The following is a 26,163-nucleotide window of genomic DNA, read 5'->3' as shown; positions in this document are numbered from 1 at the left end:
TGCCCTCTTTTATCGCGATGGATTTGCGAATGCCACTGAACGTCAAGAGTCGCCGCAAGCGTGGCACCCGGATCGCTGTGACTGTTCTGAGCGGGCTGCTTCCAATGTTGCTGGGGTTCGCCATTCTCTATCTGCAGGCTGAACGTGCGCTCAAGCAAAGTACTGAACTGACTGCCGAAGAAGCCATTCGCCAATTCGAACTGATGCTCGACAACACAGCCCAAGCGGCGCAGCAACTATTGCCGCTGGCTGGCCAAAACTGCAATGACGTTAAACTGGCCCTGCGCGAACAAGTCACCCGCCGTCCGTTCGTGCGCTCGACCAATCTTGTATGGGACAACAACCTCTATTGCAGTTCGTTGTTCGGCGACTATCAGGAAAAGATCAATCCCGGCGACTACACCCAAGGCACGCTATGGCTCATGAACGGTAATCCGGTCACGCCCAATACCGCGTTGTTGGTGTATCGGCTTAGCGAAGGAAACCAGGGCGCATTGACCACGCTGGACGGTTATCACCTGAGTAACGTGTTGCGCTTGATGGGTCACAAGACATTACTGTTGCTGCGAATTGGCCCAAATTGGCTGTCCGCCGATGGCAAAGTCCACGACGACGCCCTGCCCGTCTTGCCAGTGGCGCAAAACACACTGACGTCTGCGCGTTATGCCTTTATGGTGGCCGCCGGTTTCCCCGAAGGAGAGACCTGGCGTTACATGCGCAGTGAGTACCCGCCGCTGTTCAGTCTATTGATGTTTTTCGGTGTGGTGTCAGGCTCGATCGGGCATGTCCTGCAGAAGCGCTCGACATCGCCCAGCCGTGAAATGCAGCGTGCGCTGGAGGCAGGAGAGTTCATTCCTTACTTTCAGCCCGTGGTGCATGGCGACAATAAGCAGTGGTCCGGCGCCGAAGTATTGATGCGCTGGAAACATCCCAAGGAAGGCCTGGTACGCCCGGACCTGTTTATCCCGTTTGCCGAACATTCCGGTCTGATCGTGCCGATGACTCGTTCCTTGATGCGACAGACCTCCGCATTACTGGCACCCTTGTCGGCATCGTTCAAAGAGCCGTTTCACATAGGCATCAACATCACCGCCACTCATTGCCGGGATCTGGAGCTGGTTGAAGACTGCCGTGAATTCCTCAGCGCTTTCGCACCTGGCAGCATCAACCTGGTGCTGGAGCTGACCGAACGCGAACTCATCGAGCCTACAGCCATCACCCTGCAACTGTTCGAGCAACTTCACGGCTTGGGCGTGATGATCGCGATCGATGACTTCGGTACCGGTCACTCAAGCCTGGGTTATTTGCGTCAGTTCAATGTGGACTTCCTGAAAATCGACCAGAGTTTTGTGGCCATGATCGGCGTCGATGCCCTCTCCCGGCACATTCTGGACAGCATCATCGAGCTCTCGGGCAAACTGGATCTGGGTATCGTCGCCGAAGGCGTGGAAACCGTAGAACAAAGTGACTATCTGACGGCCCACGGCGTGAACTTTCTGCAAGGTTTTCTGTTTGGCCGGCCGATGCCCGGTGCAGAATTCATTAGAGCATTAAGTGATCATTAACTAACCGCTTCAAGCATCGACGCTATGACGGTGCGCACCAAATTGAATCAAAAGTCTACTCTTGTTACATGAAGAAAAAGTCAGGATTTACTCTGGGTCAATTAACTACTACAATTTTTCATGCCTGTGCAGAACTGGGCAGGTGAGTCATTATCACCGAGTCGCTTCAAGGCTCTTGGCTTATAGCTTTGTTTGCGGTTGGTATCAGCCAAACACACTATTGGAGTAAAGATATTGTCCAGACTCGCTGAATTCCGTGCAGCTGAAAAGGCCCTTCAAGAACAGCTCAAGCAATTGGAATCGCTGAAGAACGATGCCGGCCTCAAAAAAGAAATCGAATTCGAAGAAAAGCTCCAGGGGCTGATGAAAACCTATGGCAAGAGCTTGCGCGACATCATCGCCATCCTCAATCCGACCCCGGCAAAATCCGGTCTGCAGCACGCAGCAGCGCCTAAAACCCGCCGCGCTCGCGTGGTCAAGGTTTATCAGAACCCGCACACCGGTGAACTGATTGAAACCAAGGGCGGCAACCACCGCGGCCTGAAAGCCTGGAAGGAACAATACGGAGCCGCCACCGTTGATTCCTGGCTGCGTAGCTAAGCACTCACGGTCATAAAAAAGCCCTGCCAATGCAGGGCTTTTTTATGGACAGTATCTAAATGCAACGAGGGTCGTCGTTCAACTCGTTACATGTTGATCAACTTTAGGCTTAATCCCTTTGGCTATTTAAAAAATGCCGAACACGTAAAGCTTCGCGGGCAAGTCGGATCGCCGCACCGCTCGCGCCTACAGGGATCGCCACAAACCATAAACTAAAGTTTCAAGCTGTTTCGAGCAGCCTCTATGTCATCCTGACTTGCCTTATAAACCTCTGCCTGCCCCGCATAGGAAAGAACATAGGCCTTATCGGCATCCACTGCAGCGACCAATGTTTGAGACAGCACATGTCGACCGTTCTGTGTAATCGTGCAGGTAGTTTCCAGCGCCGATAGCCGGCTCAAGGTAGTCGGGTGAATTTTACTGCAAACGCTCTGATACCCACCCTGAAAAAAGTCCTTCTGCACCGACTTGCGCATTTCCAGCAACACACCTTCCAGATTCACCTGGTGACCGCTTTCCACTTGAGTCATGGTCAATTCCATCACCATCACCGGTGTACCATCCTGGGCGTTTTTTACTGCGCGTTGCCGGGAAACCTGAGGCTTGGCCTCGTCTTGCGGGATGGCCTCGACGGTCCATCCGTTTGGCCAGGTGATGACCGGAGGCTCTGCATAAGCGCAAGTAACACCTGAAAGCAGACACATCAAGACGAACATCAATTGACAGGATCGGATCATTGCAATGAATACTCACAGATTGAGCGGCAAAGTCTGAGCCTCACCCGGCTGTCAGGCAAGCCCGCGGTTTTGGTTTGGCGATGCCAGAGCCGTTGCGTATCATTGTGAGCATTCTTAGCTTGTTTTCCGGAGGGCCCATGAGCCTGCACGAACTCAACACCTTCCCCGGTGTGACCGCCCAACCCGACACCGCCACCCAGAAGTTCGTCTTCAACCACACCATGTTACGGGTCAAGGACATCACTCAGTCGCTGGACTTCTACACCCGCGTTCTGGGTTTTTCGCTGGTGGAAAAGCGCGATTTCCCGGAAGCCGAGTTCAGCCTGTATTTCCTGGCGCTGGTCGATAAAAACCAAATCCCGGCCGATGCCGCTGCTCGCACCGAGTGGATGAAATCGATCCCCGGCATTCTCGAACTGACCCACAACCACGGCACCGAGAACGCCGCGGATTTCGCCTATCATAATGGCAACACAGACCCACGCGGTTTCGGCCATATCTGCATTTCGGTGCCGGATATTCGCGCCGCGTGCGAGCGCTTCGAAGCGCTGGGCTGCGATTTCCAGAAACGCCTGAACGACGGTCGCATGAAGAGCCTGGCCTTCATCAAGGACCCGGATGGTTACTGGGTCGAGATCATTCAGCCGGCACCGATGTAAGCCCCACCGCAGAACTGATCGTTCCCACGCTCTGCGTGGGAATGCAGCCCGGGACGCTCCGCGTCCCATCAAGAGCCGAACGCGGAGCGTCCGTTGAGGCATTCCCACGCAGAGCGTGGGAACGATCAGTGCAGGACACAAAAAACCCATGATCGCTCATGGGGTTTTGTATTTTCAGCGTCAGCGTTTATGCAGGCGCCGAGGTGCGGATCAGGTGATCGAATGCGCTCAGGGAAGCCTTGGCGCCCTCGCCTACCGCAATCACGATCTGCTTGTACGGCACGGTAGTCACGTCACCGGCTGCAAACACGCCGGGCATCGACGTTTCACCGCGAGCATCGACGATGATCTCGCCGCGCGGCGACAGCTCGATGGTGCCTTTGAGCCAATCGGTGTTAGGCAACAGACCGATCTGCACGAAGATCCCTTCCAGCTCGACCGTGCGCAACACGTCCGACTGGCGATCCTTATAGCGCAGGCCATTGACCTTTTGGCCGTCGCCAGTCACTTCAGTGGTTTGCGCACTGGTGATCACGGTGACGTTCGGCAGGCTGTGCAACTTGCGCTGCAACACCGCATCGGCGCGCAGTTGTACGTCGAACTCCAGCAAGGTTACGTGGGACACGATACCGGCCAGGTCGATGGCCGCTTCGACGCCGGAGTTACCGCCACCAATCACCGCCACACGTTTGCCTTTGAACAGCGGACCGTCACAGTGCGGGCAATACGCCACGCCCTTGTTGCGGTATTGCTGCTCACCCGGAACGTTCATTTCACGCCACCGGGCACCGGTCGCCAAAATCACGGTCCTGGCTTTCAAGGAGGCGCCGCTGGCGAAGTGGATTTCGTGCAGTTCGCCATTTTTGCCCGGCACCAGCTTGTCGGCGCGTTGCAGGTTCATGATGTCCACGTCGTACTGCTTGACGTGTTCTTCCAGCGCCACGGCCAGTTTCGGCCCTTCGGTTTCCTGCACCGAGATGAAGTTCTCGATGGCCATGGTGTCGAGCACCTGACCACCAAAACGTTCCGCCGCCACACCGGTGCGAATGCCTTTACGAGCAGCGTAGATCGCCGCCGAAGCACCGGCCGGGCCACCACCTACGACCAATACATCGAAGGCTTCTTTGGCGCTGATTTTCTCGGCCTGACGCTCGATGCCACTGGTATCGATCTTGGCGAGGATCTCTTCCAGGCCCATGCGGCCCTGGCCGAAGTTGACGCCGTTCAGGTAAATGCTTGGCACGGCCATGATCTGACGCTCGTCGACTTCAGCCTGAAACAGCGCGCCGTCAATGGCGACGTGACGGATGCTCGGGTTCAGCACAGCCATCAGGTTCAGCGCCTGGACCACGTCCGGGCAGTTCTGGCAGGACAGCGAGAAGTACGTCTCGAAGTTGAACTCGCCTTTGAGCGAGCGGATTTGTTCGATCACTTCGATACTGGCTTTCGAGGGGTGGCCGCCCACTTGCAGCAGGGCCAGCACCAACGAAGTGAATTCATGGCCCATCGGGATACCGGCGAAACGCAGGCTGATATCGGCCCCTGGGCGGTTGATCGAGAACGATGGTTTGCGTGCATCATCACCGTTGTCGAGCAACGTAATCTGGGTGGAAAGACTGGCAACGTCTTTGAGTAATACGAGCATTTCCTGGGATTTCGCACCGTCGTCGAGGGAGGCAACGATCTCGATCGGCTGGGTGACCCGTTCCAGGTACGATTTCAACTGGGCTTTAAGATTGGCGTCCAACATACGGGCGATTTCCATGTATTTGATAAAAAGAAGTCGAAAAAAAACGCCCGAGCGAATCCCGCCCGGGCGTTTTTTAAGGGCGGTGCAGCTTACTTAGGAGGCGCGGAGTTCCGCCCTGATGAAGCGCGTCACAGACTTAGATCTTGCCGACCAGGTCCAGGGACGGAGCCAGAGTAGCCTCGCCTTCTTTCCACTTGGCTGGGCACACCTGGCCTGGGTGAGCAGCAACGTATTGAGCCGCCTTGATTTTGCGCAGCAGCTCGGAAGCGTCACGACCTACACCGCCATCGTTGAGTTCAACGATTTTAATCTGGCCTTCCGGGTTGATCACGAAGGTGCCACGGTCAGCCAGACCTGCTTCTTCGATCAGCACGTCGAAGTTGCGGGAGATGACATGAGTCGGATCGCCGATCATGGTGTACTGGATTTTGCCAATGGCTGGCGAAGTGTTGTGCCAGGCAGCATGGGCAAAGTGGGTATCGGTGGAAACGCTGTAGATCTCGACGCCCAATTTCTGAAACTCGGCGTAGTTGTCAGCCAGGTCTTCCAGTTCGGTCGGGCAGACGAAGGTGAAGTCGGCTGGGTAGAAGAATACGACAGACCACTTGCCTTTCAGGTCAGCGTCCGACACTTTTACGAAGTCGCCATTTTTAAAGGCGTCAGCTTTGAACGGTTTAACTTGGCTGTTGATGATAGGCATCGATGACTCTCCGTCAGGGGTTAAGAAGTTGATGGAGTGAATCCTACCCACCCGATTGCCGGTTGGCTCATTGGCAAATCTGATGCTGCTGATTGGTTTTCGCTATTAGCCGACAGTATTAATAGAAGAAAACGTGATCTACAGCGCCAATGGTTTTTCAGCGATTCGAGTCATCCCGATAAATGGGCTGGCTTCGACATAGCGCATGGCGGACTTCATATCCTTCCAGCCCACGTAACTCATCAACGACTTCAAATCCCATCCACTCTGATGGGCCCAGGTGGCAAAGCCACGACGTAAGGAGTGACTGGTGTAGTGCTCGGCCGGAATACCGGCGCGCTCCAGGGCCTGGCGCAACAACGGGATCACGCTGTTGGCGTGCAAGCCCTCCTCGCTCAAATGGCCCCAGCGGTCGATACCCCGGAACACTGGCCCGCGGACCAACGCCGCTTCTGTGATCCATTGGATATAGGCGTGAACCGGACACAAGCGCTGCAAGGCTGGCGTCTGATACGTTTGGCCGAGGTTCTCTCGATCGCTTTTGCTGCGTGGCAAATAGAGGGTTATGCCTGAGCCGGCGTGGGCCTGCACATGTTCAATCTGCACACGGCACAACTCATCGCTACGGAAACCGCGCCAGAAGCCCAGCAGGATCAACGCCATGTCGCGCCTGGCCCGCAGCAATCCCGGTTGATCGCCCTGCGTCTTGGCGGTTTGCGCTTCCTGCTCCAGCCAGGCAACGACTTGCTCCAGATGCTGAAGCTGCAGCGGCTCGGCCTGTTTTTCCTGGGCCGGGTGCAGCGCACGAATGCCCTTGAACACTTTGCGCACTACGGGCGCCTTGGTGGGATCGGCGAAACCCTGACTGTTGTGCCACTGCGCCAACGCGGACAAGCGCAACTTCAAGGTGTTGATCGACAGCACGCCCGCATGAGCCACGAGATAGCGCGCCACGCTATCGCCGGTCGCCGGCAAGAACCCGCCCCAACTGACTTCGAAATGCTCGATGGCCGCGCGATAGCTGCGACGGGTGTTATCGCGCGTGGCGGCTTGCAGGTAGCGATCCAGTTCAGTCATGGGCTCATTTCTCGAAAACGTACCGCTTTGGCGGACGAAACCCGGATTACAGCCCATCACGCGGGGTAATACCAGTATATCCCGCATGATTAAACATAGAATTTTAACTTTATTCGCATCATGGTACAGTGCATAAACTGGTGGTACGTACCACAGTATCAAATCGTAGGAGAACACATGGCACGTGGCGGCGTAAACAAGGCACTGGTGCAGGCGGCACGCTTGGCAATCCTCGCCCGGGGAGAACACCCGAGCATCGACGCAGTGCGGATCGAGATGGGCAATACCGGTTCAAAAACCACAATCCATCGCTATATGAAGGAGCTCGATGACGGCACCGAACCCGAGCAAGCACCTTCCGAACCGATTGATGATGAGCTAACTAGCTTGGTATCACGCCTGGCGCAACGCCTGAAAGAACAGGCGCAAGAGCCCATCGACCAGGCACGCGCACAGTTCGAGCAACAACGAAAAGACTTGGAAACCCAGCTGCACGAAGCTCGCGAGGCCAATACCGAATTGCAGCAGCAATACGAAATTCAAAGCCTGGCGCTGACCCAGGAATCGGCAGAACTGCACGACACCCGCTCCACGCTGCAAACCGAGCAAACACGCAACGCTGGACTGAACCAGGCGCTGGCAGATTTCGAATTACGCTTGCAGGACAAGGACGAGCAGATCCGCTCACTGGAAGAAAAGCACCTGCACGCCCGCGAAGCGCTGGAACACTACCGCAACGCCGTCAAAGACCAACGCGAGCAGGAACAGCGCCGCCACGAAGGTCAGGTGCAACAGATTCAGATGGAGTTGCGTCAGGCGCAGCAAAGCGCACTGGTTCGCCAGGATGAAATCACCCAACTGCATCGCGACAACGAGCGCTTACTGACAGAAAACCGTGGAACGCTGCGGGAGTTGAGCACGCTGCAAGAGCAACTCAAGCACACCAACAGCCGACAGGATCAGCTGCTGGAACAGATCAACCGTATCGACAGCGAACGCACCCTCCTCCAGGAACGCTTGCGCATTGCCTTATTGGAAAGCCAGTCGCTCAAGCAGACCATCGACGAGCAATCGCATACCAACAAAACACTGGAAGTAGAACTGATCAAGCTGCAGGCGAGGCTGGATGAAAGCGTGCGCCTGGCCGCTGTCGTTGCGACAGTGCCAGACGCATCAATGCCAGACGCATCAGCGCCGCAAAAGGACGATTAACCCGCAACCGGCGTACGCATGGTGACGAACTCTTCGGCGGCCGTCGGATGCACGCCGATGGTTTCGTCGAAATCGCGCTTGGTCGCGCCCGCCTTCAAGGCAATCGCCAATCCTTGCACGATCTCGCCGGCTTCCGGGCCGACCATGTGGCAGCCCAAGACCTTGTCGGTCTTGGCGTCCACCACCAGCTTCATCAAGGTGCGTTCCTGGCATTCGGTCAGGGTCAACTTCATCGGCCGGAAACGGCTTTCGAAGATCACCACATCGTGCCCGGCCTCTCGCGCCTCTTCTTCGGTCAGGCCGACAGTGCCGATATTCGGCAAGCTGAACACCGCGGTCGGGATCATCTTGTAATCCACCGGGCGATATTGCTCGGGCTTGAACAAACGCCGCGCCACGGCCATGCCTTCGGCCAGCGCGACCGGCGTGAGCTGTACCCGACCGATTACATCGCCAAGGGCCAGGATCGATGGCTCTGCGGTTTGATACTGCCCATCGACCTCGACAAAACCTTTCTTGTCGAGTTTGACGCCGGTGTTTTCCAGCCCCAGGTTGTCGAGCATCGGCCGCCGACCAGTGGCGTAGAACACGCAGTCCGCCTCCAGCACACGACCATCCTTGAGCGTGGCTTTCAGGCTGCCATCGGCTTGCTTATCGATGCGCTCGATGTCGGCATTGAACTGCAGGTCCATGCCGCGCTTGGTCAACTCTTCCTGCAAATGTTTGCGCACCGCACCGTCGAAGCCACGCAGGAACAGATCACCGCGATACAACAGCGTGGTCTCGGCACCCAACCCGTGGAAGATCCCGGCAAACTCCACCGCAATGTAACCACCACCGACCACCAGAACGCGCTTCGGCAACTCTTTAAGGAAGAACGCCTGGTTGGAACTGATCGCGTGCTCGTGCCCCGGAATCTCCGGGATCTGCGGCCAGCCACCGGTAGCAATCAGAATGTTTTTGGCGGTATAGCGTTCGCCATCGAACTCGACGGTATGCGGATCGACGATTTTCGCGTGGCCTTCATGCAAGGTCACGCCGCTATTGACCAGCAGATTGCGGTAAATGCCGTTCAGGCGATTGATCTCGCGATCCTTGTTGGCAATCAGCGTCGCCCAGTCGAACTTCGCCTCACCCGGGGTCCAGCCAAAACCTTGCGACTGCTCGAAGTCTTCAGCGAAGTGCGCGCCGTAGACCAGCAATTTTTTCGGCACACAGCCGACGTTCACACACGTACCGCCCAGATAACGGCTCTCAGCCACGGCGACTTTCGCGCCGAAACCGGCCGCAAACCGCGCAGCGCGCACACCGCCGGAACCGGCACCAATCACATATAGGTCAAAATCGTAGGCCATTTCTTTCTCCTTGGCAGGTGACCAGCATACCTGCGGGCGGCCGCTGAGCAAGCATTGCGCTGAAATGCTCGGGTCGTACGATGCGCGACCCCACCTTCGTTTTCGATCAACGCCCCTCTGCAGATTGCGTATTCGGCGTCCGCAGAGTGCGCCAAGCAATCAGAATCGCCATAAGTGCCAGGCCGAACGTCACCCACGAAACCAATCCGATTCCACCTTCGAATGCCCTTCCCGCTTGCGTCATCAATTCTCTCGCTTGATCACCCGACAAATCTGCCGCCACATGATGGGCGCCAGACAGCGTCTCACTCGCCAGCATCATCTGCACTTCGCTCAGAAACCCCGGAAGCTGCAATGCACCGCGATAGTAGGCGGTGACAAGACCGCCAAGCACTGTTGTCCCCAAAACTACGCCCACTTCATAGGCCGTTTCGCTAATGGCCGACGCAGCGCCCGCCTTTGCCGGTGGTGCGGCTGACAAAATCACTTCATTGGACACCGTCGCGATCGCGCCCACGCCAATGTTCAGCAAGGCAAAAGCCACCACTAGAACGGTCAGGCTACTGCCCATGCTGGCGACCAGCAAAAACGCCGCTCCAGCAAACGCCATCAAAATCGGTATCAGCATATGCACCTGTAACCGCTGTGCAACAGGCACGACCGCCATCCCCACTACAATCGCCATGATCTGACCCGGGACCAACGCGAGGCTAGCACTCAAGGGCGACATCTGAAGAACGATCTGCAGGAACTGAGTGGTAAAGAATACGAAGCCGACGAGAAACGCGAGGCTCATCAAATTGATTGCGACAGAGCCGCTAAAGGTGCCACTGCGGAACAGACTCAGCTCCATCAGCGGCACTGGCAGTCGTAACTGTCGACGCACAAACATCCGGCCCGCAACTGCGCCCACTGCAAATGTTGTCAGCGCCATCCAGTCGATACCACTACTGGCGCTGTGTTTGATGCCATAAACAATGGCACCAAGGGCTACCATCGATTGCAGGATGCTTATCGGATCCAACGGTCCTGAAGCATCTCGCTCGGATTCGGGCAACAACAGTGGCCCCAATACCAGCAGTGGCACCAACACGGGCACCGCCAACAGGAAAATCGATCCCCAACTGAAGAATTCCAGCAATACCCCACCCACCAAAGGACCGAGTGCCGAGCCGACCGTCAACGTCGTTGCCCAAATCGCGACTGCTAGCCTGCGTTCTTCTCGATCCTCGAATACCGAGCGTATCAACGCCAACGTTGAGGGCATCAGCATCGCACCGAAAACGCCCATACAAGCTCGCCCGGCAATCAGTTGCGTGGCGGTATCGGAATACGCGGTTAGCACCGACACAATGGCAAAACCCAAGGACCCGGCCAGCAACAACTTACGATGACCGATTCGATCTCCGAGACTACCCATCGACACCAGCAATCCCGCCAAGACCAGCGAATAAGCATCGATCATCCACAACTGCTGGCTAGCGCTCGGACGCAGGGCCTCGGCGATTTTTGGTAGCGCGAATCCAAGCACCGTATTATCAACTGTCACCAGCAACACAGGCAGCATCAGCACGCTTAGGCCTAACCAACGTTTTGATCTCGCTCCGCGGTGTGTCGCCTCACTTATTAATGCCATGGGTAAAACTCCTTACTGCACACAAAAAAATTCACGGGACATTTTTCAATGCTGCCGTGAATGTATTTGAAGTTCGCTGTAGGTCGTTTCTGAACTCGTCGTAATCCTGATCTGTACGATCAATCTCACCGACTCGATAGACATTTAAATATTGATCGGAAGAAAAGCCTTTTTTCCTCTCGTCCACACAAAAGCAAACGCCCCGAACAAGTCGGGGCGTTTGCTTGGGCCTTCACCAGTGTGTTTTCACACAGTCTGAAGGTGGCTTTTCAGTACTAGCAGCTCAGGCGCTATCAGTAAGCCTTGCCAGTCTTGTAGAAGTTCTCGAAGCAGAAGTTGGTCGCTTCAATGTAGCCTTCGGCGCCACCGCAGTCGAAACGCTTGCCTTTGAACTTGTAGGCCATGACGCAGCCGTTTTGTGCCTGCTTCATCAGGGCGTCGGTGATCTGGATTTCGCCGCCCTTGCCTGGTTCGGTCTGTTCGATCAGGTCGAAGATGTCCGGGGTCAGGATGTAACGGCCGATGATCGCCAGGTTCGACGGTGCATCTTCAGGCTTTGGCTTCTCGACCATGCTGTGAACGCGATAGATGTCGTCGCGAATCATCTCGCCGGCAATCACGCCGTACTTGTTGGTTTCTTGCGGGTCGACTTCCTGGATGGCCACGATCGAGCAGCGGAACTGCTTGTACAGCTTGACCATCTGCGTCAGTACGCCGTCGCCTTCGAGGTTAACGCACAAGTCGTCCGCCAGTACCACGGCGAAGGGTTCGTCACCGATCAACGGGCGGCCGGTCAGAATCGCGTGGCCCAGGCCTTTCATTTCGGTCTGGCGAGTGTAGGAGAACGAGCACTCGTCGAGCAGTTTACGGATGCCGACCAGGTATTTTTCCTTGTCGGTGCCCTTGATCTGGTTTTCCAGCTCGTAGCTGATGTCGAAGTGGTCTTCCAGGGCGCGCTTGCCACGACCGGTGACGATCGAGATTTCGGTCAACCCGGCGTCCAGTGCTTCTTCGACGCCGTACTGGATCAGTGGCTTGTTTACCACCGGCAGCATTTCTTTGGGCATGGCTTTAGTCGCTGGCAGGAAGCGAGTACCGTAACCGGCTGCTGGGAACAAGCATTTCTTGATCATATAAGTCCTTGAAAGGGCTGTGTGTACGAGTTTCGGCGCAGTCTAATCAGGCGGCGTGCACCTTACAATGCCCCGCACTGGCTAACCGATGCCATCATAGAGAAATAAACCGGCGGATAGTTCAATCGCCTTCCGGTTTGACGGATCAAACGGTCCCACTCTACGCCATGAGCGCCGTTTGCGTGCATTTGACGTATCATGGCCGCCTTGATCCCGCCAACGAGGCAGTTATATGTCGGCAGCACAAAACGCAAACGGTTATTCGGTCAGCCAAGACAAGAACGGTCAGTGGTGGATAGTCAATTACCACGGTGAACAGGTCGCCGGCCCATTGCCCAGCAAGGCGATGGCGGTGGAAGTGGCTGCGGTGTTCCAGGACGACCGCTCTGCCCCGGCCGCACCCCGCGAAGCAGCGCCAGCTCGGAGCCCCCGCCGCAAGAAATGACCAGGACCGGCCCCGGTAAATGCCGTTCGAGCATTGAACAGGGGCTCGGTGATGGGTTTATCTGTACCGAAATGGCCATTCGCTATACCCTCGCGCCAGCCCTTCCCTTCCCGATGACTGATTCCATGAAAACGATACTGGCGCTGTTTGCAGTTCTGGCCTTGGCGGGCTGTGCCTCGGCTGAAAAAACCTATCTGGACAATGGTGAACAGGGGCTGACCATCGATTGCTCCGGCGAGGCCAATTCCTGGGCCACCTGCTACGAAAAAGCCGATGCCTCTTGCGCCGGCACCGGCTATCGGATTGTCGGTACCGACGGCACACCGTCGCCCCAGGAAAGCGACAAGACTCTGGGCGTCGACGTCGGCAACTACAAAAATCGCAGCGTGGTGGTGGTTTGCAAGTAGGGCTCCCCCCTAGAAACGTGAGCTACGCAAAACCTATGGGAGCGAGGCTTGCCCGCGAAGAATACACCGCGGTTTTTCAGGTATTACGCGTCATCGTTCTTCGCGGGCAAGCCACGCTCCTACACCCTACATATGGATTTCGGCGAATTTGATCCCGAGCCCGCGCACGGTCTCGATCAAATCGTCGAGGCGGCTGAAGGACTCGACTTCATCGTTGTCATCCACCAGGAAAAAACTGCGCCCGGCGCTTTTTTTGAAAAACACGATCCACTCCCCCGGATTCGCCGGGTTCTGAATCACGTGGGTGGCAGAGATATGACCCTCTGCATGGCGCTCCCGCACCTGCTCTCGCTTCATGCTCGACTCCAGAAATGACAATGCCGTCAAAGCGCGACTTTGACGGCATCGATGCTGAGGGGCGGTAGTTTATCAGCCTGATATGCACGCGGTGGCGGCGTCGCGTACATCCCATGGGCGCAAGGGCATGTTGGAGATGCGTTCATGCAGCTTGATGCTGCTGCCACCGGAGCGGTCGTCGATGTCAAACACCGCTGCTGGCCCCGATGAGAGCTTCTGCGGCACGATAACCCGCACGCCTTCCTTGTGTGGTTCGATCTGCAGGGCTTGCCGGCTGTCGGCCAGCTTTTCGACCAGACACTGCGCGTATTCATGGGGCTTCTTGCCTGAAATCACGCTCATGGTGGGCAGTGACTCATTGATGTCCGAGACATTTGCACATCCACCCACTGTCAATACCAACGGCACGACCAGAACCCCCCACTTCATACAAAACCTCCGATAAAGACCCTCCGACAGCACAAATACTGTTTTTCTCCGAGACTCACTGCTTTTATCGCTCATAGAATTCCGAATAACTGTTTTTAATTGTCAAAGCGGACCCCGACAGCCGGATAATAACCTGTTCGGGCTGATAAACTGCGCCAATCGCCCATGCTATCGTTTTGATTTTGTAGAAAAAGCCCTTCTGGAGGCGCCTCATGAAATTTATCCACCAGCGCGAGCACCTCAACGAAGACGACATCGTCGTCATCCAGTGCTCGCAAATGTGCAACATCCGCTTGATGAACGACGCCAACTTCCGCAGCTTCAAGAATGGCGGCCGTCATACTTACCACGGCGGCGCATTCGACACCTTCCCGGCTCGGATCACTGCGCCGAGCACCGGTTTCTGGAACATCACCATCGACACGGTCAACCGCCGGCCGATCAGCGTGACCCGCAAACCGACCCTGACGCATTCGATCAAGATCATTCGCCGTTCCAGCTCGAAGCTGAGCTGATCGACGACCTCACACCAAGACAGGCAGATATGACCGTGGCCCAGACGACCAAGTACGTCATCAAATACAAACTCAACGGCGAGCGTCGCTTCGAATTCGCTCAGCTTGAAAACGGCACTGAAGAAGAAGCCAAAGCTGCACTGGACGTCATTCATGGGCAGACTGAAGACGTCATCAGCGAGATCAGCGTCAGCAAAGCGCTGTAATGCGATCTGGAGCGACAACATGGACGTCAGCTCCCCTTTTGAATTCGACCGCAAGCGCCGGAGTGTCCACTCCCCAAACGCTCACTAAACTGGCCGCCTCGACCTTTTGGTCAAGGAGTCAGAACCCTTGTTTACCGACCCAATTCGCAACGACTCCCTCGACTGGGCCCGGCTTGAGCAGCAACTCGACCAGGATGGCTGCGCAGTTATCAGCTCGCTTTTAAGCCCTGAGATCTGCGATGAAATCAGTGCCCTGTACGAGCGGCCCGAACCCTTTCGCTCGAAAGTGGTGATGGCTCGCCACGGTTTTGGCCGTGGCGAGTACAAATACTTCAGATACCCGTTACCGGATCCGGTGGCTCTGTTGCGTAGCGCGCTTTACCCTCGACTGGTTCCCATTGCCAATCGCTGGTACGAATCCATGGGCCTGCCGACCCGTTTCCCCGAATCGCACGAAGCGTTTTTGCAACGCTGTCATGCCGCCGGTCAGGAACGCCCGACACCTTTGTTGCTGCAATACGGCCCGCAGGATTACAACTGTTTGCACCAGGATCTGTACGGCGAACACGTCTTTGCGCTGCAAGTGGCGATTCTGCTGTCAGAACCGGGTGAAGATTTTACCGGCGGTGAGTTTGTGCTGACCGAACAACGTCCCCGGATGCAGTCGCGCCCGCAAGTCATCGGTCTGAAGAAAGGCGACGCGTTGATTTTTGCTGTGAATCAGCGCCCGGTAAAAGGCGTTCGCGGCTATTACCGAGTGACCATGCGTCACGGCGTGAGTCGCCTGCACAGTGGAAAACGGCATACCCTTGGAATCATCTTTCACGATGCGCTATGACCCCATGAGCCCGATCACCCTCGATATGTTTGCCGATGCCGAACCCGAGCAGCAACCCACACGCGAGCAAATCGGCGAACAATCCTGCGTTCTCAGAGGCTTCGCGCTGCGTTGGCTCGACCGGTTGCTGCCGACGCTGGAGGCGGTTCTGGCTGCAGCCCCTTTTCGGCAGATGGTCACACCCGGCGGCTTTACCATGTCGGTGGCGCTGAGCAGTTGCGGCACCTGGGGCTGGACCACCGACCGTAGCGGCTACAAATACACTCGCAACGATCCGCAGACCGGCCTGCCCTGGCCTGAAATGCCCGACGTGTTTTTCCAACTCGCACAAGCGGCGGCGCAAGAGGCAGGGTTTATCGATTTCGTGCCTGATTCCTGTCTGATCAACCGCTATATTCCCGGTGCCAGAATGTCGTTGCATCAGGACAAAAACGAAGGTTCCTACACCGCCCCCATCGTGTCGGTGTCCTTGGGGTTGCCGGCGACGTTTCTATTTGGTGGCTTCGAACGCAGCGCCAAAAGTCAGCGGGTGCCGTTGTTGCATGGCGATATCGTGGTCTGGGGCGGCGTGGATCGTTTGCGTTATCACGGCATATTGCCGATCAAGGAGGGTTTTCACTCTCAGCTGGGCGAACAACGGATCAACTTCACCTTTCGTACTGCTGGATGAAGCCGTCGAATTCGACCGCAAGACCCGGAGTGTGGCGCCCCTGCCGGGTAGTTAATCTGCATGAAACGGGTCAACGGACATGAAGCCATGACAACTCATTCGAAAAACATCGCCACCGAAAACGATCCTCGCTGGGCCGCTGTGGTCGCGCGCGATCCCCGCGCCGACGGGCAGTTTGTATATGCGGTGAAAACCACCGGCATCTACTGCCGTCCCAGCAGTCTGGCGCGCTTGCCGAAACCGCAGAATGTCGAGTTTTTCGACACGGCCGAGCAAGCTCAGATAGCTGGTTATCGCCCCAGTAAACGGGCCGCGAAAGATCAAAGCGCCGTCGCCGCAAAACACGCCACGACCGTAGCCGCTGCGTGTCGTCACATCGAATCCGCCGAGACCTTGCCGGCGCTGAATGAACTGGCGGATGCGGCCGGCCTGAGCAGCTTCCACTTCCATCGCGTATTCAAAGCCGTCACCGGCCTCACGCCCAAGGGCTACGCGACAGCCCATCGCTCGCGCAAGGTTCGCGAACGCCTGGCGGACGGCAGCACGGTCACTGACGCGGTGTATGACGCCGGCTTCAACTCCAACAGCCGTTTTTATGAGGCGGCGGATCAACTGCTGGGCATGAAGCCCGGCGACTACCGCGCGGCCGGGCAGAATAACGACATTCGTTTTGCCGTTGGCCAGTGTTCACTCGGGGCGATTCTGGTGGCGCAGAGTGAACGCGGCGTCTGCGCGATCCTGCTGGGGGACGACCCGCATCAATTGGTCTGTGATCTGCAGGACAAGTTTCGGCGCGCCAATCTGATTGGCGCCGATCATGAGTTCGAACAGTTGATCGCCAAAGTGGTGGGTTTTATCGAAGCCCCGGCCCTCGGCCTGGACTTGCCGCTGGATGTACGCGGCACGGCGTTTCAGGAGCGGGTGTGGCAAGCGCTGCGGGAGATTCCCGTCGGCAGCACCGCCAGTTATGCCGATATCGCCCAGCGCATCGGCGCACCGAAAGCCATGCGCGCCGTGGCCCAGGCCTGTGGCGCGAACAGCCTCGCGGTGGCGATCCCTTGCCACCGTGTGGTGCGCAGCGACGGCAATCTGTCGGGCTATCGCTGGGGCGTGGAGCGCAAGCGTCAGTTGCTGGAACGCGAGACCCGCTAATCAGCGATTCACATCCACCACCACCCGACCGCGCAACTGGCCGGCGAGCAGGCGCGACGCGGCATCGATGGCTTCACTCAAACCGATTTCGTGACTGATCAGCGGCAGCAAGGCGAAATCCAGATCCTTGGCCAGGCGATTCCAGGCCAGTATCCGCTTGGCTTTGGGTTGGGTCACGCTGTTGATGCCGGCCAGGGTCACACCGCGCAAAATGAACGGCGCAACGGAGGCCGGGAAGTCCATGCCTTGCGCCAGACCGCAAGCGGCAACGGTGCCGTTGGCCCGGGTGCTGGCGCACGCGTTGGCCAACGTGTGGCTGCCGACCGAGTCGATCACCGCCGCCCAACGCTCCTTGGCCAACGGTTTGCCCGGTTCGGACAACGTGGCGCGATCGATGATTTCGCTGGCACCCAATTGCTTGAGGTACTCGTGTTCGGAGGTGCGGCCGGTGGAGGCCACCACGCGATAGCCGAGTTTGCTCAGCAGCGCGATGGCGAAACTGCCTACGCCCCCGTTGGCGCCTGTCACCAGCACTTCGCCTTGTTCGGGATTCACGCCGTTGTGCTCCAGCGCCAGGATGCTCAGCATCGCCGTGTAGCCGGCCGTGCCGATGGCCATCGCTTGCGCGGCGGTGAATGCTTTGGGCAAGGGGATCAGCCAGTCGCCATTCAGGCGCGCTTTCTGCGCCAATCCGCCCCAGTGTCCTTCGCCCGCACCCCAGCCATTGAGCAGGACTTGATCGCCAACCTTGTAGTCCGGATGACCACTGACTTCGACAGAGCCTGCCAGATCGATGCCCGGCACCATCGGGAATTTGCGCACCACCGGGCTGCTACCGGTAATCGCCAGGCCATCCTTGAAGTTCAGTGTGCTGTATGCCACACGCACGGTCACATCGCCTTCAGGCAATTGATCGTCATTGATCTCTTGCAGGGTGGCCCGGTAACCGCTGTCGTCCTTGTCGATCAAAATGCCTTTGAACATCACTGCCTCCCGATGGTATCGCTCAGTTGTCGTGCTGTTGAAATAACACATGACAACACATCGCCGTAGCCGACTTTAAGCCGATCCTCAAACTCGACTGGCCTTGGGTCAGTCATTGCTGATACAAATTCGCTTCTACCGACGTCGGAGAACATCGCACATGAGTCAATGGCCAGACACCCGCATTCTTCACCTGCTCGGGATCGAACTGCCGATCATCCAGGCCCCCCTGGCTGGCGCGACGACGTCGGCCATGGTGATTGCGGTGAGCAACACTGGCGGCCTGGGCTCGATGCCTGCCGCTATGCTGAGCATCGAGCAGTTGCGCGAGGAACTTAAAACGATTCGCCAACACACCCAGCGCCCGTTCAACGTCAACTTCTTCTGCCATCAACCTCCACCGCCCGATGAGCAATGTGCCCGGGACTGGAAGAATCTGCTGGAACCGTATTACCGGGAATTGGAAGTCGATTTCGACGCGCCGACGCCGGTGTCCAATCGTGCACCGTTCGATAATGCGGCCTGCGAAGTGATCGAAGAGTTTCGTCCCGAAGTGGTGAGTTTTCACTTTGGCCTGCCGGAAAAGTCCCTGTTGGATCGGGTAAAAGCCACCGGGGCGAAAGTGCTTTGCTCGGCAACTACGGTCGAAGAAGCCGTCTGGCTGGAACAGCACGGCTGCGATGCGATTATCGCCATGGGTTACGAGGCTGGCGGCCACCGGGGGATGTTTCTCAGTGATGACTTGAGCAGCCAGGTGGGGACGTTTGCCCTGGTGCCTCAAATCGTCGACGCGGTGAACGTGCCGGTGATTGCGGCGGGCGGGATTGGCGATGCGCGAGGCGTTGCGGCAGCTTTTCTGCTGGGCGCCTCGGCGGTTCAGGTGGGTACGGCTTATTTGTTCACGCCGGAGGCCAAGGTCAGTGCTTCTCACCAAAAGGCGTTGCGTACGGCCAAGGAAAGCGAAACGGCGGTCACCAACATTTTCACCGGGCGCCCGGCACGCGGGATTCTCAATCGGGTGATGCGTGAACTGGGGCCAATGTGCGCCCAAGCGCCAGCCTTCCCCCTGGCCGGCGGTGCGTTGATGCCATTGCGGGCCAAAGGGGAAGCGGATTTCAGCAACCTTTGGGCGGGTCAGGCGTTTACGTTGGGCGTTGAAATGACCTCGGCAGAGCTGACCCGGCGTTTGGCGGATGAGGCGTTGGCCAAACTGACTCACTAGACACAAAACCTGTGGGAGCGGGCTTGCTCGCGAAGGCGGTGTGTCAGGCGACATCAATGTTGACTGTGCCGTCGTCTTCGCGAGCAAGCCCGCTCCCACAGGTTCCGCACTTAGCGGCATTCAGTGCCAAACCTGCGCTCTGCATCCGGCAAGTTCCGTTTACAGGCGATTCGCTATATATTCTGCTATATAGCGCCTCATCTCGCCTGCCACGGAGCCGTTTCATGATCATTCGTGCCTCACGTATTGCCCCCGCGTGCCTGTTCACCGTGTTTGCTTGCGGGTCCGCCCAGGCGGATGAAGTCCAGGTCGCCGTTGCCGCCAACTTCACAGCGCCGATCCAGGCCATCGCGGCCGATTTCGAGAGAGAAACCGGGCACAAACTGGTCACCTCCTTTGGCGCAACCGGCCAGTTCTACACCCAAATCAAGAACGGCGCGCCGTTCGAAGTGTTCATCTCGGCAGACGACACCACTCCGAAAAAACTCGAAACCGAAGGCGACACGGTCAAAGGCTCGCGCTTCACTTACGCCATCGGCACCCTGGCACTGTGGTCGGCCAAGGAAGGTTACGTCGACGCCGAGGGCAAGGTGCTAAGCGACAATCAGTATCAGCACCTGTCCATCGCCAACCCGAAATCTGCCCCCTATGGCCTGGCTGCCACCCAAGTGCTGGCCAGGCAGGGCCTGACCGACAAGGTCAAAGGCAAGATCGTTGAAGGCCAGAACATCACCCAGGCCTACCAATTCGTCTCCACTGGTAATGCCGAACTCGGTTTTGTGGCCTTGTCGCAGATCTACAAAGACGGCAAAGTCACCAGCGGTTCGGCCTGGATCGTTCCGGCCGACATGCACGACCCGATCAAACAAGACGCGGTGATCCTCAACAAGGGCAAGGACAACCCGGCCGCCAAGGCGCTGGTTGACTACCTCAAAGGTCCGAAAGCCGCCGTCGTCATCAAATCCTACGGTTACCAACTCTAAATGACGCTATCGAGTGCCGATTATTCCGCCATCTGGCTGACCCTCAAACTGGCGTCCCTGACGACCGTGATCCTGTTGATCATCGGCACTCCGATTGCATTTTGGCTGTCGCGCACACAGTCCTGGCTGCGCGGCCCGATCGGGGCGATCGTCGCCCTGCCCCTGGTGCTGCCGCCCACGGTGATTGGCTTTTACTTATTGCTGGCGCTCGGCCCAAACGGGTGGGTCGGCCAGCTCACCCAATCGCTGGGTCTCGGCACCCTCACCTTCAGTTTTGCGGGGTTGGTGATCGGCTCGGTGCTGTACTCGATGCCGTTCGTGGTCCAGCCGCTGCAGAATGCTTTTTCCGCCATCGGCACTCGCCCATTGGAAGTGGCTGCCACCTTGCGCGCCAATCCCTGGGACACGTTTTTCAGCGTGATTGTGCCGCTGGCCCGCCCCGGTTTCATCACCGCAGCCATTCTCGGTTTCGCCCACACCGTCGGCGAGTTCGGGGTGGTGCTGATGATTGGCGGCAACATTCCCGACAAGACCCGCGTGGTCTCGGTGCAGATCTATGATCATGTCGAAGCCATGGAATACGCTCAGGCTCATTGGCTGGCCGGGGCGATGCTGGTGTTCTCCTTTGCGGTATTGCTGGCGCTCTACTCCCGCCGTAAAACCAAAGCGGCCTGGAGCTGATCGATGATTCATACGCGCTTGAAACTGAATTATTCGGGATTCGCCCTGGATGTCGATCTGCAACTGCCCGGCCGTGGAGTGACGGCGCTTTACGGCCATTCCGGTTCTGGCAAAACCACGTGCCTGCGCTGCATCGCCGGTCTGGAACAGGCCGAGCAGGGTTTTATTCAGGTCAACGATGAAATCTGGCAAGACAGCGACAAGCGGATTTTTGTCCCGCCGCATAAACGCGCCTTGGGTTACGTCTTCCAGGAAGCCAGCCTGTTCCCGCATTTGTCGGTGCGGGCCAATCTTGAGTTCGGCTTCAGGCGCATCCCTCGTCAACAGCGCCGGGTCGACATGGTCCATGCCACCGAGTTGCTGGGGATTGGCCATTTGCTGGACCGTGATCCGCAGAATCTTTCGGGCGGCGAACGTCAACGGATCGGCATTGCTCGCGCCCTGCTCACCAGCCCGAAACTGTTGCTGATGGACGAACCGCTGGCGGCGCTCGATAGCCAGCGTAAAAACGAAATTCTGCCTTACCTGCAACGGCTGCACGATGAGCTGGACATTCCCGTGCTGTACGTCAGCCATTCTCAGGATGAAGTCGCGCGGCTCGCCGACCACCTCGTCCTGCTCAGCAACGGCAAGGCTTTGGCCAGCGGCGCCATCGGCGAAACCCTGGCTCGGCTCGATCTGCCGCTGGCGCTGGGCGATGACGCCGGCGTGGTGATCGAAGGACACGTCAGCGCCTACGATGCCGATTATCAATTGTTGACCCTGCAACTGCCCAACACGGACCTGAGCATTCGGGTCGCCCATTCGCTGATGGCCGAAGGTCAGGCATTGCGCTGCAAGGTCCAGGCGCGGGATATCAGCCTGAGCCTGCAAGGCGCGGAGCAAAGCAGCATTCTCAATCGCCTGCCGGTCACGGTGATCAGTGAAATCGGCGCCGATAACGCCGCTCACGTACTGATCCGCCTGAACGCGGCTGGCACGCCGCTGTTGGCGCGCATCACCCGCTATTCCCGGGATCAATTGGGCGTGCACCCCGGCCAGCAACTCTGGGCGCAAATCAAAGCGGTGGCGGTGCTGGCCTGAAATCTGTCGGCACTTTCTAGGCATTCTCCAGGCATTCTTCAGGCACCCCGGCAACGGTGCGCGGTCAATGGCTTAACGCCTCATGATTCGCCGCCCGGGATTGTCCGCCATGCCAGATACCGCATTGCCCGATGTTCTGCCGCCCGACCTGCATTACGTCGATGACAGCCAACCCGGCATTGTCCGCAAGATCCTGCGTGGCCAGTTTTGCTATTTCGACCCGACGGGTCAGCGCGTTACCGATCCGGATGAAATCAAACGCATCAACGCACTTGCGGTGCCGCCCGCCTACACCGACGTGTGGATTTGCCCCGACCCGCGCGGCCACTTGCAAGCCACTGGCCGCGACGCTCGCGGCCGCAAGCAATACCGTTATCACCCGCGCTGGCGAGAAGTGCGCGATGCCGATAAATACTCGCGCTTGCGAGACTTCGGCCTGGTCCTGCCGAAACTGCGCAAACAGCTGGAAGCGCTGCTGGCCGCGCCCGGCTTCAGCCGCGACAAGGTCATGGCCACAGTGATTACCTTGCTCGATGCGACGCTGATCCGGGTCGGCAACACTCAGTACGCCCGGGACAATCGCTCCTATGGCCTGACGACCCTGCGCAGCCATCACGTCGAGGTCAACGGCAGCGCGATTCTGTTCCAGTTTCGTGGCAAGAGCGGCATCGAGCACCAGATCACCATAAAAGACCGGCGCCTGGCGCGGATCATCAAGCGGTGCCTGGAAATCCCCGGGCAAAATCTCTTTCAGTATCTGGACGAAAACGGCGAGCGGCACACCATCAGTTCCTCCGACGTCAACGCTTACTTGCAGACGTTGACCGGCGCCGATTTTACCGCCAAGGACTACCGCACCTGGGCCGGCAGTGCGTTGGCGTTGGCGGTGTTGCGTGAGTTGCAGTGGGAATCGGAAGCCGATGCGAAGCGGCATGTGGTGGAAATGGTCAAGAGCGTCGCCCGGCAGTTGGGCAACACGCCAGCGATTTGCCGCAAGTGCTACATCCACCCGGCGGTCGTCGATGGATTTATGCAGGGTGCATTGGCCCAATTGCCTCGATCGAGGAGACGCAAGAGGCTCAGGGCCGAAGAAGTCGCGCTGGCTGTGCTTCTGGAAGCTTATCGAGACGACTGAAACATCGTGAGAAGTCGTCTTGAGTATGTTTAACCGACGAACTGACCTGCCTGTTTTTTGCATGATCGCAAGGGGCTTCTATGCTTGATCTGAACACGAATAGCTTCGGTGCCGCCATGGAAGACATTTTCGTCGTGAAACGCTGCAACAAGATCATCGTTCATGGCCGCCGGGCCGGAGAAGCCGATCATTCACCACCCGACGCCGCTGTCTGGTATCGCATCGCCGATACTCGCACTCGCGGCTTCATCGGTGACGGCTTCGATCTTGAAGAGGACGCCGTGCGCGAATGTCGGCGGCTTAACGCGGTCAGTTCACCGAAGTCCCGGCACGCCTGAAGCCGACCTGTTTTATTTCCGGGTCTATACTTAAAGGAGCTGAAGGATCAGCGACCCATCGGCAGAAAGCTCGCTCCCCCGCGGGCTTTTTGTTGCCCTTTACCCGATTTCTTTGAACGGAGGTGTATGTCATGTCCGAGAAAGAGTCCATCACCACCCTGCTCACCCTGCTTGACTCCCGTCAGGCGCGCCTTGCCGCCGCGTGCAAGGAAATCGCCGATTGGGTTGATAATCAAGGGGGGCATCCGACAGCCCTCAGGATTCGCGATCGTCTGAACGACATCGAGAAAGACACGCCGCAGATTCGCAGCGCGCTGTCTTCACTCAAACCTGTAGAGCCGCCGCTGCCTCGGTTCAGATGAGTCGACCACGGTATTCAAACCAGGGACAGAGCCCGAGTCAGGACGCCTGAACGGTGACATCATCGTCACCGGGTTTATCTGTCTGCGCTACACACCCACCCGGCCAGGTTTGCCGGGCTTTTTTTTTGTTTGTTCCCTTCCCCATTTCACACCGCCTTCACAACTCCTCCTCTACAGTGCACCCACTCCTTTCAAGAAATCCCCCTGGCCCGCCCGCATGCGGGCCTTTTTTTTGCCTGTTGTATACCGAACGAACGCTCACGCCCGCCTGTCGAACAATTACACGCAAGAAGGAGATGCCCCATGGTCACTCACTTCAAAGTCGGCGGGCACCTGGCCTGCGGGCACAAAGGCAGCAACCTCACTTCAAGCCGCATATTGACCCGCGTGAAATGCAGAAGCTGCCGCAACACCGATGCGTTCAAAGAAGCACGCAAAGCCGAACGCAACGCTGCACGTCGGGCCGCACGTAAGTCTAAAGCCGCCCATACCGTCACTGACTGGCGCGCAGCCTGGACCCAGCGGCTGATCGAAATGCCCGGATTGCAAAGACTCCCGCGTGGCTTTACCGGCCAGCCATTCGTGTAGCTGACTCCCGGATCCCTGCATGGGGTGCTGAAGGAGAGGAAATACCGATGAACAATAGACTGCTGCTTCTGATCGTCTGCCTGTGCCCTACGTGGGCGATGGCGCAAGGGTGCGACGTCAAAACCCGATCCCAAAGCCCGTCGGTTCCGGTGATCGAAACACACTCCTGCTATGAATACGAAGGCATGCCCGTGGACTCTATTGATTGGTCCTGCAGCAATGAGAGTAAGGAAATGCTGACCAGCACCAAGAAAAAAGTCGAACAGTGCGCCGATCGCTATCGGGCCACTTGCCTGGGCACGTTGACGCCAGAGGCGCTGGCTAACCCTCAGTCCATTAGCAAGGACAAGACCAGCAATCCACTGAACATCCCCGACAATGCCCAGGTCATCACGTATTACTACAGCGTCGAGAACCTGCCGCAGGCCAAGATCGATTGCGAAACCGGTGGTGGGAAATGGACGGAGAAGTAGTGAATGGTTGTGCAACGAGTTCTGTCTATCCACCTACCTTGGTCAAAAATAGTGGATCAGAAACAAACAAGGGTTTGCATTAGCTTTCGCTAGCAAACCCTTGATTTTGAATGGTGCCGAAGCCGGGGTCGAACATACCGCCTAATGGCCGCTATTTTACTGGATTTATCCATTATCAATCTCAGTATGTATACCTAAACGTATACCTAAAACGGGAAGTACCCTTATCTTCTCCGCCTCCAGCAAGGAACCTATCATGCCGACGCCCTCCCCCCGTTTTACTGTCGCAGGTTGACGCTTGTGGTCATCATTACTCTCCCCGTTTTGGGATGGAAGAGATGGAAAAATAGTTTGGGCGTGCGGGGCGCCGATACTGCGAACGCTAATACTTTTGACGCAGCACCTCCTGCATTCCCCCAAATTCGCCCAAGACGGCGATTTCCTAAAAAACTACGAATTAATGATTGAAACGGGCAGAGAACGGTCCTTCGGGCGAGGACTCCAGACTTTTGACCTCCCCCTACCCAATGGCTTTATCGAGCAGCACCAACTGCCCCAGTTGTGTTGCCCGATGGCGAGTTACGGATAAACAACCAATTAGGCACGCCCTTCCGTATGCGACCCTGCGCCGGGTCTCGAATTACCCGCTAGGGGCGATTCACGGCGATAGGTTAATTATCCGGGTAGGCTTTTCTTTGTGAAGCCAGGTGGTCCGCAATGATTGGCGTTGAGTGGGCCCGCGACCACCCCGATCACGTTACTTGGCTTTAGGCCGCCCCACTAGAGATCTCCACTAGAACGTGGCCCATCAGCGGGGATGCAGGCTCATGGGCGCTTTATGCATCATAGCGCCCCCTAAACCAAATAACCT

Annotated in this window: 30 protein-coding genes; 20 read left to right on the top strand and 10 right to left on the bottom strand. The window is 57.5% G+C overall.

Annotation, left to right across the window (positions count from 1 at the left end; translation table 11 throughout):
- The first annotated feature begins 29 nt into the window (after positions 1-29).
- Entirely contained in the window at positions 30-1,565 is a 1,536-nt protein-coding gene (locus MEB48_RS00685) for an EAL domain-containing protein (protein WP_237880921.1), read from the top strand.
- A gap of 234 nt (positions 1,566-1,799) precedes the next feature.
- Positions 1,800-2,165, top strand: a complete 366-nt coding sequence (locus MEB48_RS00680; RefSeq protein WP_237880919.1) for a histone-like nucleoid-structuring protein, MvaT/MvaU family — start codon at positions 1,800-1,802, stop codon at positions 2,163-2,165.
- Between the two features lie 212 nt (positions 2,166-2,377).
- Here MEB48_RS00680 and MEB48_RS00675 read toward each other — a convergent pair whose 3' ends face one another.
- Positions 2,378-2,902, bottom strand: coding sequence for a DUF4946 domain-containing protein (locus MEB48_RS00675; RefSeq protein ID WP_237880917.1), 525 nt, complete (start codon positions 2,900-2,902; stop codon positions 2,378-2,380).
- A gap of 137 nt (positions 2,903-3,039) precedes the next feature.
- Between MEB48_RS00675 and gloA the strand changes: the two genes are divergently transcribed.
- A complete protein-coding gene (gloA, locus tag MEB48_RS00670) occupies positions 3,040-3,561 on the top strand; it encodes a lactoylglutathione lyase (RefSeq protein ID WP_237880915.1) in 522 nt (173 codons plus the stop codon).
- Positions 3,562-3,748: 187 nt separating this feature from the next.
- Here gloA and ahpF read toward each other — a convergent pair whose 3' ends face one another.
- The 3 genes from ahpF to MEB48_RS00655 all read right to left on the bottom strand — a co-directional run bounded on the left by ahpF (position 3,749) and on the right by MEB48_RS00655 (position 7,088).
- Positions 3,749-5,311 (bottom strand): alkyl hydroperoxide reductase subunit F, encoded by a 1,563-nt coding sequence (gene ahpF / locus MEB48_RS00665; protein WP_237880913.1) that lies wholly within the window; start codon positions 5,309-5,311, stop codon positions 3,749-3,751.
- Positions 5,312-5,447: 136 nt separating this feature from the next.
- Positions 5,448-6,011: an alkyl hydroperoxide reductase subunit C gene (gene ahpC, locus MEB48_RS00660; protein ID WP_237880911.1), complete on the bottom strand. Its 564-nt coding sequence runs from the start codon at positions 6,009-6,011 to the stop codon at positions 5,448-5,450.
- A 138-nt stretch (positions 6,012-6,149) separates the two neighbouring features.
- Positions 6,150-7,088: a site-specific integrase gene (locus tag MEB48_RS00655; RefSeq protein ID WP_237880909.1), complete on the bottom strand. Its 939-nt coding sequence runs from the start codon at positions 7,086-7,088 to the stop codon at positions 6,150-6,152.
- Between the two features lie 177 nt (positions 7,089-7,265).
- On the opposite strand from MEB48_RS00655, the gene MEB48_RS00650 reads away from it, so the two are divergent.
- A complete protein-coding gene (locus MEB48_RS00650) occupies positions 7,266-8,300 on the top strand; it encodes a DNA-binding protein (RefSeq protein WP_237880907.1) in 1,035 nt (344 codons plus the stop codon).
- Here the strand turns inward: MEB48_RS00650 and gorA are convergent.
- The 3 genes from gorA to galU form a co-directional block, all read right to left on the bottom strand.
- Positions 8,297-9,655 carry a glutathione-disulfide reductase gene (gene gorA, locus MEB48_RS00645; RefSeq protein ID WP_237880904.1) on the bottom strand — a complete coding sequence of 453 codons (1,359 nt, stop codon included), beginning with the start codon at positions 9,653-9,655 and terminating at the stop codon, positions 8,297-8,299. The two genes, MEB48_RS00650 and gorA, sit on opposite strands and share 4 nt — an antisense overlap.
- Positions 9,656-9,761: 106 nt before the next feature.
- The gene (locus MEB48_RS00640; RefSeq protein ID WP_237880902.1) at positions 9,762-11,291 is read right to left on the bottom strand and encodes an MFS transporter; all 1,530 of its coding nucleotides are present in this window, start codon (positions 11,289-11,291) and stop codon (positions 9,762-9,764) included.
- Between the two features lie 293 nt (positions 11,292-11,584).
- Positions 11,585-12,424, bottom strand: a complete 840-nt coding sequence (gene galU, locus MEB48_RS00635) for a UTP--glucose-1-phosphate uridylyltransferase GalU (protein WP_102702148.1) — start codon at positions 12,422-12,424, stop codon at positions 11,585-11,587.
- 232 nt (positions 12,425-12,656) lie between these two features.
- Here galU and MEB48_RS00630 point away from each other — a divergent pair, with 232 nt between their 5' ends.
- On the top strand, positions 12,657-12,869 hold the full coding sequence (locus tag MEB48_RS00630) for a hypothetical protein (protein ID WP_237880900.1): 213 nt from the start codon (positions 12,657-12,659) through the stop codon (positions 12,867-12,869).
- 125 nt (positions 12,870-12,994) lie between these two features.
- Positions 12,995-13,276 carry a hypothetical protein gene (locus tag MEB48_RS00625; protein WP_095053888.1) on the top strand — a complete coding sequence of 94 codons (282 nt, stop codon included), beginning with the start codon at positions 12,995-12,997 and terminating at the stop codon, positions 13,274-13,276.
- A 126-nt stretch (positions 13,277-13,402) separates the two neighbouring features.
- On the opposite strand, the gene MEB48_RS00620 is transcribed toward MEB48_RS00625, so the two are convergent.
- Positions 13,403-13,633, bottom strand: coding sequence for a hypothetical protein (locus MEB48_RS00620; RefSeq protein WP_007935641.1), 231 nt, complete (start codon positions 13,631-13,633; stop codon positions 13,403-13,405).
- A 72-nt stretch (positions 13,634-13,705) separates the two neighbouring features.
- Complete coding sequence (locus MEB48_RS00615; RefSeq protein ID WP_237880898.1) at positions 13,706-14,062, bottom strand: hypothetical protein; 357 nt, start codon at positions 14,060-14,062, stop codon at positions 13,706-13,708.
- 212 nt (positions 14,063-14,274) lie between these two features.
- On the opposite strand from MEB48_RS00615, the gene MEB48_RS00610 reads away from it, so the two are divergent.
- The 5 genes from MEB48_RS00610 to ada all read left to right on the top strand — a co-directional run bounded on the left by MEB48_RS00610 (position 14,275) and on the right by ada (position 17,443).
- Positions 14,275-14,577 carry a DUF1883 domain-containing protein gene (locus MEB48_RS00610; RefSeq protein WP_007900033.1) on the top strand — a complete coding sequence of 101 codons (303 nt, stop codon included), beginning with the start codon at positions 14,275-14,277 and terminating at the stop codon, positions 14,575-14,577.
- 29 nt (positions 14,578-14,606) lie between these two features.
- Complete coding sequence (locus MEB48_RS00605) at positions 14,607-14,783, top strand: hypothetical protein (RefSeq protein WP_008012850.1); 177 nt, start codon at positions 14,607-14,609, stop codon at positions 14,781-14,783.
- Between the two features lie 127 nt (positions 14,784-14,910).
- Positions 14,911-15,621, top strand: a complete 711-nt coding sequence (locus tag MEB48_RS00600; protein WP_237880897.1) for a 2OG-Fe(II) oxygenase — start codon at positions 14,911-14,913, stop codon at positions 15,619-15,621.
- Positions 15,611-16,291 carry a DNA oxidative demethylase AlkB gene (gene alkB / locus MEB48_RS00595; protein ID WP_237880895.1) on the top strand — a complete coding sequence of 227 codons (681 nt, stop codon included), beginning with the start codon at positions 15,611-15,613 and terminating at the stop codon, positions 16,289-16,291. Before MEB48_RS00600 ends, alkB begins: the two co-directional genes overlap by 11 nt.
- Before the next feature lie 87 nt (positions 16,292-16,378).
- Complete coding sequence (gene ada / locus MEB48_RS00590) at positions 16,379-17,443, top strand: bifunctional DNA-binding transcriptional regulator/O6-methylguanine-DNA methyltransferase Ada (protein ID WP_237880893.1); 1,065 nt, start codon at positions 16,379-16,381, stop codon at positions 17,441-17,443.
- Here the strand turns inward: ada and acuI are convergent, their stop codons facing one another.
- Positions 17,444-18,427, bottom strand: coding sequence for an acrylyl-CoA reductase (NADPH) (gene acuI, locus MEB48_RS00585; protein WP_237880891.1), 984 nt, complete (start codon positions 18,425-18,427; stop codon positions 17,444-17,446). It abuts the gene before it with no gap.
- A gap of 160 nt (positions 18,428-18,587) precedes the next feature.
- On the opposite strand from acuI, the gene MEB48_RS00580 reads away from it, so the two are divergent.
- The 9 genes from MEB48_RS00580 to MEB48_RS00540 all read left to right on the top strand — a co-directional run bounded on the left by MEB48_RS00580 (position 18,588) and on the right by MEB48_RS00540 (position 25,292).
- A complete protein-coding gene (locus tag MEB48_RS00580; RefSeq protein WP_237880888.1) occupies positions 18,588-19,649 on the top strand; it encodes an NAD(P)H-dependent flavin oxidoreductase in 1,062 nt (353 codons plus the stop codon).
- Between the two features lie 224 nt (positions 19,650-19,873).
- Complete coding sequence (gene modA, locus MEB48_RS00575; RefSeq protein WP_237880886.1) at positions 19,874-20,632, top strand: molybdate ABC transporter substrate-binding protein; 759 nt, start codon at positions 19,874-19,876, stop codon at positions 20,630-20,632.
- The gene (gene modB / locus MEB48_RS00570) at positions 20,633-21,313 is read left to right on the top strand and encodes a molybdate ABC transporter permease subunit (RefSeq protein ID WP_237880884.1); all 681 of its coding nucleotides are present in this window, start codon (positions 20,633-20,635) and stop codon (positions 21,311-21,313) included.
- 3 nt (positions 21,314-21,316) lie between these two features.
- Positions 21,317-22,396: a molybdenum ABC transporter ATP-binding protein gene (modC, locus tag MEB48_RS00565; protein ID WP_237880882.1), complete on the top strand. Its 1,080-nt coding sequence runs from the start codon at positions 21,317-21,319 to the stop codon at positions 22,394-22,396.
- Positions 22,397-22,505: 109 nt separating this feature from the next.
- Entirely contained in the window at positions 22,506-23,531 is a 1,026-nt protein-coding gene (locus MEB48_RS00560) for a DNA topoisomerase IB (protein WP_237880880.1), read from the top strand.
- An 80-nt stretch (positions 23,532-23,611) separates the two neighbouring features.
- Positions 23,612-23,869: a hypothetical protein gene (locus MEB48_RS00555; RefSeq protein ID WP_237880878.1), complete on the top strand. Its 258-nt coding sequence runs from the start codon at positions 23,612-23,614 to the stop codon at positions 23,867-23,869.
- Positions 23,870-24,000: 131 nt separating this feature from the next.
- A complete protein-coding gene (locus MEB48_RS00550; RefSeq protein WP_008012835.1) occupies positions 24,001-24,231 on the top strand; it encodes a hypothetical protein in 231 nt (76 codons plus the stop codon).
- 303 nt (positions 24,232-24,534) lie between these two features.
- Entirely contained in the window at positions 24,535-24,819 is a 285-nt protein-coding gene (locus MEB48_RS00545; RefSeq protein WP_237880877.1) for a hypothetical protein, read from the top strand.
- A gap of 47 nt (positions 24,820-24,866) precedes the next feature.
- Positions 24,867-25,292: a hypothetical protein gene (locus tag MEB48_RS00540; RefSeq protein WP_237880875.1), complete on the top strand. Its 426-nt coding sequence runs from the start codon at positions 24,867-24,869 to the stop codon at positions 25,290-25,292.
- Positions 25,293-26,163: the final 871 nt, after the last annotated feature.

Source organism: Pseudomonas sp. PGPR40, from assembly GCF_022014505.1.
Classification (GTDB): Bacteria; Pseudomonadota; Gammaproteobacteria; order Pseudomonadales; family Pseudomonadaceae; genus Aquipseudomonas.
The sequence above is the reverse complement of the archived record's forward strand: the minus strand, read 5'-3'. Positions and strand labels throughout refer to the sequence as shown.